Origin of the sequence: Streptomyces sp. Ru72, from assembly GCF_002920635.1 — a bacterium.
Classification (GTDB): domain Bacteria; phylum Actinomycetota; class Actinomycetes; order Streptomycetales; family Streptomycetaceae; genus Streptomyces.
In genome coordinates this window covers 226,158-236,343 of the sequence record NZ_PQSR01000001.1, presented here as the reverse complement: position 1 = coordinate 236,343, position 10,186 = coordinate 226,158, and the positions used below count along the sequence as shown (strand labels likewise).

10 protein-coding genes are annotated in these 10,186 nt (G+C 72.1%); 2 read left to right on the top strand and 8 right to left on the bottom strand.

The annotated features are described in order from the left end of the window. The 3 genes from C3488_RS01115 to pdhA form a co-directional block, all read right to left on the bottom strand. Positions 1-464: biotin/lipoyl-containing protein (locus C3488_RS01115; protein ID WP_308460649.1), on the bottom strand; the 464-nt coding region annotated here is incomplete at its 3' end. Beyond that, positions 464-1,468, bottom strand: a complete 1,005-nt coding sequence (locus C3488_RS01110) for an alpha-ketoacid dehydrogenase subunit beta (RefSeq protein WP_103837360.1) — start codon at positions 1,466-1,468, stop codon at positions 464-466. The genes C3488_RS01110 and C3488_RS01115, both read right to left, overlap by 1 nt. Next, complete coding sequence (gene pdhA / locus C3488_RS01105; protein ID WP_103837359.1) at positions 1,465-2,610, bottom strand: pyruvate dehydrogenase (acetyl-transferring) E1 component subunit alpha; 1,146 nt, start codon at positions 2,608-2,610, stop codon at positions 1,465-1,467. The genes C3488_RS01110 and pdhA overlap by 4 nt, the downstream gene beginning before the upstream one ends. A gap of 189 nt (positions 2,611-2,799) precedes the next feature. On the opposite strand from pdhA, the gene C3488_RS01100 reads away from it, so the two are divergent. Beyond that, entirely contained in the window at positions 2,800-3,285 is a 486-nt protein-coding gene (locus tag C3488_RS01100) for an Lrp/AsnC family transcriptional regulator (protein WP_103837358.1), read from the top strand. 46 nt (positions 3,286-3,331) lie between these two features. Here the strand turns inward: C3488_RS01100 and C3488_RS01095 are convergent, their stop codons facing one another. Together C3488_RS01095 and C3488_RS01090 are read right to left on the bottom strand one after the other, a co-directional pair. Then, positions 3,332-3,922, bottom strand: a complete 591-nt coding sequence (locus C3488_RS01095; RefSeq protein WP_103837357.1) for a TetR/AcrR family transcriptional regulator — start codon at positions 3,920-3,922, stop codon at positions 3,332-3,334. After that, on the bottom strand, positions 3,919-5,433 hold the full coding sequence (locus C3488_RS01090) for a 3-hydroxyacyl-CoA dehydrogenase (protein WP_103837356.1): 1,515 nt from the start codon (positions 5,431-5,433) through the stop codon (positions 3,919-3,921). Before C3488_RS01090 ends, C3488_RS01095 begins: the two co-directional genes overlap by 4 nt. Positions 5,434-5,606: 173 nt before the next feature. Here C3488_RS01090 and paaN point away from each other — a divergent pair, with 173 nt between their 5' ends. Then, entirely contained in the window at positions 5,607-7,298 is a 1,692-nt protein-coding gene (gene paaN, locus C3488_RS01085) for a phenylacetic acid degradation protein PaaN (RefSeq protein ID WP_103837355.1), read from the top strand. Positions 7,299-7,305: 7 nt separating this feature from the next. Here paaN and C3488_RS01080 read toward each other — a convergent pair whose 3' ends face one another. From C3488_RS01080 to C3488_RS01070, 3 genes are read right to left on the bottom strand one after another with little or no spacing between them, the layout of a single operon-like run. Further along, complete coding sequence (locus tag C3488_RS01080) at positions 7,306-8,076, bottom strand: RNA methyltransferase (protein WP_103837354.1); 771 nt, start codon at positions 8,074-8,076, stop codon at positions 7,306-7,308. A gap of 10 nt (positions 8,077-8,086) precedes the next feature. Beyond that, positions 8,087-9,322: an HTTM domain-containing protein gene (locus tag C3488_RS01075; protein ID WP_103837386.1), complete on the bottom strand. Its 1,236-nt coding sequence runs from the start codon at positions 9,320-9,322 to the stop codon at positions 8,087-8,089. Further along, positions 9,319-10,176 carry a DUF5819 family protein gene (locus C3488_RS01070; RefSeq protein ID WP_103837353.1) on the bottom strand — a complete coding sequence of 286 codons (858 nt, stop codon included), beginning with the start codon at positions 10,174-10,176 and terminating at the stop codon, positions 9,319-9,321. Before C3488_RS01070 ends, C3488_RS01075 begins: the two co-directional genes overlap by 4 nt. Positions 10,177-10,186 lie beyond the last annotated feature (10 nt).

Here is a 10,186-nt window from a genome sequence, read left to right as displayed (position 1 = left end):
CGCCGCGTGCGCAGCGGAGAGGCCGACGCGGGGGGCTGGGCCGCGGACACCGGGGGCTCGGCGGCGGCCTCGGCCGTCCGACCGGCTCCGGACGGTTCGCCGTCCGTGGGCTGTACGCCGGGCTGCGGTGGCCGTACCCTGCGCCGGCGCGCCGGAGCCGCCGACGTGCCGTATCCGACCAGCACGTTCCCGGACGACTCCGCCGCGGATTCCGCCGGCGCGCCCACGGCGACCGTCAACAGCGGCGCTCCGACCGGCAGTTCCGTGCCCTCCTCGCCATAGCGGGCCGTGACCACACCGCCGTAGGGGCAGGGCACCTCGACCATCGCCTTGGCCGTCTCCACCTCGACGACCGGCTGGTCCACCGCGACGACGTCCCCGACCTGCACCAGCCAGCGGACGATCTCGGCCTCGGTCAGTCCCTCCCCGAGGTCCGGCAGCCTGAACTCCAGCACCTGGGCCATCAGCTACCCGCCTGCCACTGCAGGCGCCCCACCGCGTCCAGGATCCGGTCGACCCCCGGCAGGTGGTGCCGCTCCAGCATCGGCGGCGGATACGGGATGTCGAACCCGGCCACCCGCAGCACCGGCGCCTCCAGATAGTGGAAGCAGCGCTCCGTCACGCGCGCGGCGATCTCCCCGCCGGGACCGCCGAACCCGTTCGACTCGTGCACCACCACAGCCCGGCCCGTGCGGCGCACGGACGCGGTCACCGTCTCGTCGTCGAACGGCACCAGGGACCTCAGGTCCACGACTTCGAGGTCCCAGCCCTCGGCGCGCGCCGCCTCGGCCGCCTCCAGGCACACCGGCAACGACGGACCGTACGTGATCAGCGTGGCACTCCGGCCCGGGCGCCGCACCACCGCGCGGCCTATCGGCTCGACGGCCTCCGGCTCCTCGGGGTTCCAGGTGTCCTTGGACCAGTACAGCCGCTTGGGCTCCAGAAAGACGACCGGGTCGTCCGAGGCGATCGCGGCCCGCAGCAGCCCGTAGGCGTCGGCGACGGTCGCGGGAGTGACGACGTGGAGGCCCGGAGTCGCCATGTAGTACGCCTCGGAGGAGTCGCTGTGGTGCTCCACACCACCGATGCCTCCCCCGTAGGGGACGCGGACGGTGATCGGCAGCGGCATCGCGCCACGGGTGCGGTTGCGCATACGCGCGACATGACTGACCAGTTGCTCGAACGCGGGGTACGCGAAGGCGTCGAACTGCATCTCGACGACCGGCCTGAGGCCGTACATCGCCATGCCGACGGCCGTGCCGAGGATGCCCGCCTCGGCGAGCGGCGTGTCCGTGCAGCGGTCGTCGCCGAACTCCTTGGCGAGCCCGTCGGTGACGCGGAAGACACCGCCGAGTGTGCCGACGTCCTCGCCCATGACGTGCACGGACGCATCCGCCGCCATGGCGTCGCGGAGCGCGCGCGTGAGGGCCTGGGCCATGGTGGCCGGCTTGAGGGCCACGGTCGTCATCGCCCGGCTCCTTCCGGTCCCGCGGCCTCCGCCTCCAGCTCCGCCCGCAACTGGGCCTGCTGCTCCGTCAGTTGGGTGGTCGGCTCGGCGTACACGTGGGCGAAGAGGTCCCTCGGGTCGAGCGCCGGGTCCTGGTTCATGCGCGTGCGCAGATCGGCGGCCATGGCCTCGGCGTCCTCGCGAGCGGCCCTCATCCCGTCCTCGTCGAGCAGTCCGCGGTCCGTCAACTCCCGCTCCAGCAGCACGATCGGGTCGTGGTCGCGCCAGGCCTCGACCTCCGCGTCGGCGCGGTAGCGGGTCGCGTCGTCGGCGTTCGTGTGCGCGTCCAGGCGGTACGTCACCGCCTCGACGAGCGTGGGGCCGCCGCCCGCGCGCGCGTGCGCCACGGCGTCGGCGAGCACCTCGTGCACCGCGGCGGCGTCGTTGCCGTCGACCAGGCGGCCCGGCATGCCGTAGCCGACGGCCTTGTGGGCGAGGGACGGCGCCGCGGTCTGTTTGGCGAGTGGCACGGAGATCGCGAAGCCGTTGTTCTGGACGAGGAAGACGACCGGCGCCTGCCAGACCGCCGCGAAGTTCAGTGCCTCGTGGAAGTCGCCCTCGCTGGTGCCGCCGTCGCCGACCAGGGCGAGCGCCACCACGTCGTCGCCCTTGAGGCGTGCGGCGTGGGCGAGGCCCACGGCGTGCGGCAACTGGGTGGCGAGCGGGGTGCACAGGGGGGCCACGCGGTGCTCGTACGGGTCGTAGCCGGTGTGCCAGTCGCCGCGCAGCAGGGTCAGTGCCTGGACGGGGTCGACGCCGCGGGCGACGGCCGCGAGCGTGTCGCGGTAGCTGGGGAAGAGCCAGTCGCGCTGCTCCAGGACGAGCGCGGCGGCGACCTGGCAGGCCTCCTGCCCGGTGCTGGAGGGGTAGACGGCCAGGCGGCCCTGCTTGGTCAGCGCCGTCGCCTGTGCGTTGTACCGACGTCCGCGCACCAGCTGGGCGTACAGCCGGCGCAGCAGCTCCGGGTCCGCCTTGGCGGCGGCCTCGGTGCCGAGAACGCGGTACGGCCGCGCGTCGGGCAGCAGCGGTGCGGGATCGGTACGGGGCTGCCAGGCGGGCGGCGGGGTCGGCCGGTAGGCGCCCCGCTGCTCCATGACCGTCATGACGGCACCTCCTCGTGGGAGCGGCTTCAGGCGCGCCACGGGAGTGATGCGCCTCACCTACCGATTGTTCGGTCGACAGCACATTTTGGCTACAGGCCCCTCCAGGCTGTGGACAAACGGTTCTCCACACCCTGAGATGGACGCAGTACGTCCATGGTAGAGAGGCGGGGGTACATGGCATCTGAACAAATGGCCGAGCCCGCGGAGCACAGCCCCGTTCCGCCGTCCCCGCGCCCCCTCGACGCCATCGACCGGGACATCCTGCAACTGCTCCAGGCGGACGGCCGTGCCTCCATACGGGCGGTCGCCGAGCGCGTCCACGTCTCACGCGCCAACGCCTACGCGCGGATCAACCGGCTCATCGAGGACGGGGTGATCCGCGGCTTCGGGGCCCGCGTGAACCATGAGCGCGCCGGTCAGGGCACGTCGGCCTACATCACCCTGAAAATCGTCCAGAACTCCTGGCGCACCGTCCACGAACAGCTGCGCAGGCTTCCCGGCGCCGCCCACATCGCCCTGGTGGGCGGCGATTTCGACGTCCTGCTGCTGGTGCACACGCCGGACAACCGGGCGCTGCGCGAGCTGGTCCTCACCCGGCTCCAGGCGATCCCCGAAGTGCTCAGCACGCGCACACTGCTGGTGTTCGAGGAGGAAGACGTGGAGCCGGAGGGCTAGGGTCTTTTCGTTCGGACCAGGTCGGCTCTCAAGCCCCAAGGCCCCTTCAGGACTCCTTGCGGAGCCCGCCGAAGGCCAGCCGCACGACCGCGTCGGCCACTTCCCGCTCGCCCACGCCGCGTCCGTCGGGCCGGTACCACTCCACGATCGAGTTGATCATCCCGAAGACGAGCCGCGTGGCCAGCCGCACCTCCACGTCGCCGCGCACGTCGCCGTCGGTGGCGGCTGCCTTGAGCAGCTCGGCGACCCGGTGGTCGAACTCGCGGCGCCGCTCCAGCGCCCACCGCTCCGTGCCGGTGTTGCCGCGCACCCGCAGCAGCAGCGTCACATACGGCAGTTCGGCGGTGAGCACCTCGACCATGCGTCTGACGACGTGCTCCAGCCGCTCCACGGGGCGCCCCTCGCGCGCGTGCTCCTCGTCGAGGATTCCGAACAGACCGTCCAGAGCGCGGCTGACGGCGCGGCGCAGCAGCTCCTCCTTGCCGGCGACATGGTGGTAGATCGACGACTTGGAGATGCCCGCCGCCTTGGACAGGTGCTCCATGGAGGTGCCGTCGTAGCCGCGCTCGTTGAAGACCTGCACCGCGACGGAGAGCAGGCTCTCCGGGGTGTACGTGTCGCGCTTGGCAGTGGTCATGAGGTGCCCTCCCGCTTCTCGGAGGCGTACGCGTGGCGGTAGAGCGCGAGGGACGGCGCGTACCGTCCGGAGGGGTCGCGCAGGTGCAGGTCGTCCAGGACGTCGTAGGCCCAGCCTCGGCCGAGCCTGCGGCTCCACTCGAAGGGGCCGAGGGGGTAGTTGACGCCGAGGCGCATCGCGGTGTCGACGTCCTCCTCGGTGGCCACGCCCTTGGCGACGGCGTCGTGCGCGAGGTCGATGATGCGGGCCACCGTGCGGGCGACGATCATGCCGGGCACGTCCCCGATGACGCTGACGTCCTTGCCGAGCGCCTGGAAGAGCCCGGTCGCCTCGGTCAGGGTCTGCGCGGAGGTGTCCCGGGAGGCGGACAGGGCGATACGGGTCGCCCTGCGGTAGTCGAGCGCCAGGTCGAAGTAGACGACGTCGCGGAACTCCACGGAGGTCTGCCCGTCGGCGAGAACGAGCTGGCCGCCGCTCGGCAGGACCAGGCGGGTGCCATGGTCCTCGTCCTCCTCACGGACCTCGATACCCGCTTCGCGGATCAGCGCGAGCAGCTCGGAGGCGGGGCCGAGATCGCCCTCGACGACCACGTACGAGGGTGCCTGCGCCTTCTCCGCCGTGTGCGGCTCGGGCCGCTCGGCGCCGTCCGCGTAGTCGTACCAGCCGCGTCCGCTCTTGCGGCCGAGCCGGCCCGACTCGACCAGACGCCGCTGCGCGAGCGAGGGCGTGAAGCGCACGTCCTGGAAGAAGGACTCCCACACGGAGCGGGTGACGGATTCGTTGACGTCCTGCCCGATCAGGTCGGTCAGCTCGAAGGCGCCCATCCGGAAACCGCCCGACTCGCGCAGCACGGCGTCGATGGTGGCCGGGTCGGCGGCCTGCGCCTCGTACACCGCGAACGCCTCGGCGTAGAAGGGCCGCGCGATACGGTTGACGATGAAGCCGGGGGTGTCCGCGCAGGCGACGGGGGTCTTGCCCCAGGCGCGGGCCGTCTCGTACGCGCGCGTGGCCGACGTCACGTCGGTGGCGAACCCGGAGACGACCTCGACCAGCGGCAGCAGCGGCGCCGGGTTGAAGAAGTGCAGTCCGACGAAACGGCCCGGTCCCCGCAGGGCACCGCCGATCGCGGTCACGGACAGGGAGGAGGTGTTGGTGGCGAGCAGGCAGTCCTCGCCGACGATGTCCTCCAGCTCCCGGAACAGCTGCTGTTTCACCTCGAGGCGTTCCAGGACCGCCTCCACCACGAGCGCGCAGTCCGCGAGCTCGGCCAGACTCCCGGCGGGCAGCAGGCGAGCGCGTGCCGCGTCGCGCTCCGCGCCGGTGAGCCGGTCCTTCTCGACGAGCCGGTCGAGGCGCGCGCCGATCGCCGCGGCCGCCTGACGGGCGCGGCCGGGGACGGCGTCGTACAGCCGCACCGGGTGGCCCGCGACCAGCGCGACCTGGGCTATGCCCTGGCCCATGGTGCCGGTGCCCACGACGGCCACGGGACTGCTGAGGTCGAGTGCTGTCATGTGCGCGATCCTCCCGCACGGGGTTGTCCACGCATGCGGCGGACCCCCTTGTCCACAGATACTCCGGACACCCTTGTCCCGACCGATCGTTCGGTTACTCTAACCCTGTCCGGCTGTTCCTGCCCAGGTCACGAGCTCAAGGGAGAGCTCTCAAGACGAGGAGTTGGTCCCGCATGGCCGCCGAACTCACCGCGCACCAGCTGATCGCCCAGCACCGGCCCACCCTCGACCAGGCGCTGGAAGCGATCCGCACACGCGCGTACTGGTCCCCCCACCCCGAGCACCCCAAGGCCTACGGGGAGAACGGCAGCCTGGACGCGGCGGCGGGCAAGGCCGCCTTCGAGGCGCTCCTCGGCTCCCGCCTCGACCTCGACCAGCCCGGCACGGACGACTTCACGGGCGGCGAGGTCTCCCCGTACGGCATCGAGCTGGGCATTACCTATCCGCACGCCGACATCGACGTACTGCTGCCCGCCATGCGCGCGGGTCAGAGGGCGTGGCGCGACGCGGGCGCGGAGATGCGCGCGATGGTGTGCCTGGAGATCCTCAAGCGCATCAGCGACCGGACGCACGAGTTCGCGCACGCGGTCATGCACACGAGCGGCCAGGCCTTCATGATGGCGTTCCAGGCGGGCGGCCCGCACGCACAGGACCGCGCCCTGGAAGCGGTGGCCTACGCGTACGTGGAGCAGGCCCGCACCCCCGGCACCGCCGAGTGGACCAAGCCCCAGGGCAAGCGCGACCCGCTGGCGCTGACCAAGACCTTCACGGCCGTGCCGCGCGGTATCGCGCTGGTCATCGGCTGCAACACCTTCCCGACGTGGAACGGCTACCCGGGCCTGTTCGCATCCCTCGCCACCGGCAACGCGGTGCTGGTCAAGCCGCACCCCCGCGCGGTGCTGCCGCTCGCGCTCACGGTGCAGGTGGCCCGCCAGGTGCTCGCCGAGGCCGGCTTCGACCCGAACCTGGTCGCGCTGGCCGCCGAGCGCCCCGGCGAAGGCATCGCCAAGACGCTGGCCGTCCGCCCGGAGATCCGGATCATCGACTACACGGGCTCCACGGCGTTCGGCGACTGGCTGGAGGCCAACGCCCGCCAGGCCCAGGTCTACACGGAGAAGGCCGGCGTCAACTCGGTGATCGTGGAGTCGACCGACAACTACAAGGGGATGCTGTCCAACCTGGCGTTCTCCTTGTCGCTCTACAGCGGCCAGATGTGCACCACGCCGCAGAACCTGCTGATTCCCCGCGACGGCATCACCACCGAAGACGGCCCGAAGTCGTACGACGAGGTGGTCGCCGACCTGGCGAAGGCGGTCGACGGCCTGCTGGGTGACGACGCGCGGGCGAACGCGCTGCTCGGCGCGATCGTGAACCCGGACGTCAAGGCACGCCTGGAGGCGGCGGCCGGGCTGGGCGAGGTCGCCCTGGCCTCACGGGAGATCTCCAACCCGGAGTTCCCGAAGGCCGTCGTCCGCACACCGGTCATCGTCAAACTCGACGGCGCCAAGCCGGACGCGGAGGCCGCGTACATGAGCGAGTGCTTCGGCCCGGTCGCCTTCGCCGTCGCGGTGGACTCGGCGACGGACGCTGTGGAGCTGCTGCGACGCACGATCAGGGACAAGGGCGCCATGACCGTAGGCGCGTACACCACCTCGCAGGAGGTCGAGCAGGCCGTCGAGGAGGTCTGCCTGGAGGAGTCCGCCCAGCTCTCGCTCAACCTGACCGGCGGGGTGTACGTCAACCAGACGGCTGCCTTCTCCGACTTCCACGGCTCGGGCGGCAACCCGGCGGCCAACGCGGCCCTGTGCGACGGGGCGTTCGTGGCGAACCGCTTCCGGGTGGTGGAGGTGCGCCGGGAGGCGTAGCACCGGCTCAGGCGGATGCGCCCCCGGCCGCACTCCAGTGGTACAGCGTCATGGCGACGCTGGTCGCGAGGTTGTAGCTGGAGACCTGGGGGCGCATCGGCAGGGACACCAGGTGGTCGGTACGGGCGCGCAGCTCCGCGGAGAGGCCGGTGCGCTCGGAGCCGAACGCGAGCACGGCGTCGTCGGGGAGTTTCAGCCCGCGGATGTCGTCGCCCTCCGGGTCCAGCGCGAAGACCGGGCCGGGCGGCAGCTCGGCCACGGTCAGCCGCTCCACGGCGGTCGCGAAGTGCAGCCCCGCACCGCCGCGGACCACCGTGGGGTGCCAGGGGTCGAGCGTGCCGGTCGTGACGACCCCGGTCGCGCCGAAACCGGCCGCGAGCCGGATCACGGCACCGGCGTTGCCCAGGTTGCGGGGGTTGTCGAGGACGACGACGGGCGCGGTGCGGGGCGTGCGCCGGAGCGTCTCCAGATTGGCCTCGCGCGAGGGGCGCTCGGCGAGGGCCGCGACCCCGGTGGGGTGCGGGCGCGGCACGAGGGTCTGGTACGCGGCCTCGGGGACCTCCGTCAAAAGCGCCTGCAGGGTGTCCCGTACGTCGGGGGCGAGTTCCTCGGCCAGGGTGAGTGCCGCACCCCGGTCGGTGGTGACGGCGACCGGCACCCGCGCGTGGAAGCGGACCGCGTGCTTGAGCGCGTGGAAACCGTCGAGCAGCACGCAGGAGCCGGAGAGCCTGCGCCAGGTGGTCAGCGGGTCGGTGGCGCCGCGGGACGGGTCGGTCATGCTGTGCAGCCTACGTGCGGCTCAGGCCGGGCGAGCCTGCCTGGGCGGGCTCGGTCGGCTCCTCAGCGGGCCGCCGGTGCGGGCGCGGACGGGGCAGCGCCCGGGCGACACGGCCCGCGGCCAGGCGGCCACGCGCGCGTGACGCCCAGCCGCCCAGTCGGCGCAGGAAGGACGTCGGCAGGAACACGGCGTCGGCGGCGATCATCGCCAGGGAGAAGAACGGCAGCCCGAGGACCACGGCGATCACCGCGTGCTCGGTCATCATGCACGCCAGCAGGACGTTCTTCACACGCCGGTTGAAGAGGGTGAAGGGGAACGCGACCTGCGCGGCGACCGTCCCGTACGTCACCAGCAGCACGATCGTGCCCTGCGCGGACAGCAGGTCGGACAGGGCGGGCCACGGCGAGAAGGAGTCCAGGTGCAGCGGATAGTAGACGGCGGTGCCGTCCTGCCAGCGCGAGCCCTGGATCTTGTACCAGCCGGCGGTCGAGTAGATCAGACACGCCTCAGCCATGATCACGAGCAGGGCGGCGTTGTGCACGAGGTTGGCGACGACGTCCAGCAGGATGCGGGGCTCGCCGTCCGGGGCGCGCCGGACGACGTACCACCACAGGACCTGTACGGCCCACAGCCCCCAGTACACGGCGAGCCAGCCGGCGCCGAGCCGGCCCGCGCCCGTCGCCAGGGCCAGCACGAGGCCGAGAACGCCCCACAGCACGGGCCCCGCCCGGTCGGGCCGGGGCCGCTCCCCACGCGCGCGTGCCGCACGGGCGCGCCGTTCGCGTCGCGCGTCCAGCGACCAGACCTGCCCGCAGCGCGTGAAGACCAGGTAGACGGCCATCAGATGGATGACGTTGTCACCGCCGTCGCCCATGAACACGCTGCGGTTCTGCAGCGACAGCACGCCCACCATGAAGAGCACGGACATCGTGCGGGTGCGCCATCCCACGAGGAAGAGGGCGCTCGACAGCACGGCGAGGGCGTACACGGCCTCGAACCAGACCTGGCTGCCGGACCACATCAGGATCGTGAAGGCGTGGTTGTCCGCGATGAGCTGCCGGGCCAGGTCCCAGCTCCACGGGCCGTCGGGTCCGTACATCTCCTGGCGGTGGGGGAACTCCCGCAGCAGGAACAGCAGCCAGGTGGCCGCGAAGCCGATGCGCACGACCGCGCTCTGGTACGGGCCGAGGGCGGCGTCGGCGACTCGGGCGATTCCGCGCGAGACGGACAGGGCGACACGGTTCATCGGGCGCTCGCCCCCGTCCGCTCGCCGTCCGGAAGCGACCACCACGGCAGCCGGCGGTACACGGGCGTACCTGAGACCTGTTCGTCGCTCCACTTGGGTGGCGGCACGTTGGTGGTGCGGGAGCGGACCTGGACGCTCTCGAGGGTCTCGCCGCGGCCTGCCGCGTGCTCCCGGCCGAGGCGGACCACGACCACGCGGCGCAGATAGTCCTCGGAGAGGGCGCCGCGCAGGCCCGCCGGGCGGTTGTCGCCGTCGTGCGAGGCGACGTAGAAGTCCCAGGCGCGACGCAGTTCGTTCTGCTGGGTGTGGCTCGGCAGCAGATTGCCGTGGATGGCGTCGCCGTCGAGCGCCGACAGGTCGTACCAGCCGGTTGTGCGCTCTGCGCCGCTACGGGTGCGCACCTCGGCGCGGACCTGGACGTCGATGTCCTGCTGCAGCGGGTTGGGGGCGAACAGCTTCCAGTTCTGTTCGAACTCCGGGTAGATCCAGTCGTCGATCGCCTTGCCGTGCTTCTTCGTGAGTGTGTTCGGGGGCGCTACGTGCAGGAACACCATGCCCAGATGCACACAGGCCGCGACCGCCACGACCGCGAGCGCCAGCGCGGCGGCGGCCTGGTAGCGGAGTGAAAGGGCGGCTATGCCGGTGCGGGGCGCGGAGGCCGGGGAGGGGGATTCCAGGGAGGGGGATGCCGACGAGGCGGCGGGTTCGGCGGGAGAGGCACCCACAGTGCCCCTCTGTTCCTCCTGCTCCTCGGTGACGTCCGTCACGGCGCCCTCGGGCAGGGCGGACACCGGATCGGCACAGTCGCCCGGCCGATCCCGCCGGGCGTCCGGTCCCTCGTCGTACGCGTCCATCAGGCCCCGT

Excerpts from the sequence above, each read along its gene's own strand:
- C3488_RS01110 (WP_103837360.1), bottom strand. The coding sequence starts at position 1,468 with ATGACGACCGTGGCCCTCAAGCCGGCCACCATGGCCCAGGCCCTCACG.
- pdhA (WP_103837359.1), bottom strand. The coding sequence starts at position 2,610 with ATGACGGTCATGGAGCAGCGGGGCGCCTACCGGCCGACCCCGCCGCCC.
- C3488_RS01100 (WP_103837358.1), top strand. The coding sequence starts at position 2,800 with ATGGCCGAGCCCGCGGAGCACAGCCCCGTTCCGCCGTCCCCGCGCCCC.
- C3488_RS01095 (WP_103837357.1), bottom strand. The coding sequence starts at position 3,922 with ATGACCACTGCCAAGCGCGACACGTACACCCCGGAGAGCCTGCTCTCC.
- C3488_RS01090 (WP_103837356.1), bottom strand. The coding sequence starts at position 5,433 with ATGACAGCACTCGACCTCAGCAGTCCCGTGGCCGTCGTGGGCACCGGC.
- paaN (WP_103837355.1), top strand. The coding sequence starts at position 5,607 with ATGGCCGCCGAACTCACCGCGCACCAGCTGATCGCCCAGCACCGGCCC.
- C3488_RS01080 (WP_103837354.1), bottom strand. The coding sequence starts at position 8,076 with ATGACCGACCCGTCCCGCGGCGCCACCGACCCGCTGACCACCTGGCGC.
- C3488_RS01075 (WP_103837386.1), bottom strand. The coding sequence starts at position 9,322 with ATGAACCGTGTCGCCCTGTCCGTCTCGCGCGGAATCGCCCGAGTCGCC.
- C3488_RS01070 (WP_103837353.1), bottom strand. The coding sequence starts at position 10,176 with ATGGACGCGTACGACGAGGGACCGGACGCCCGGCGGGATCGGCCGGGC.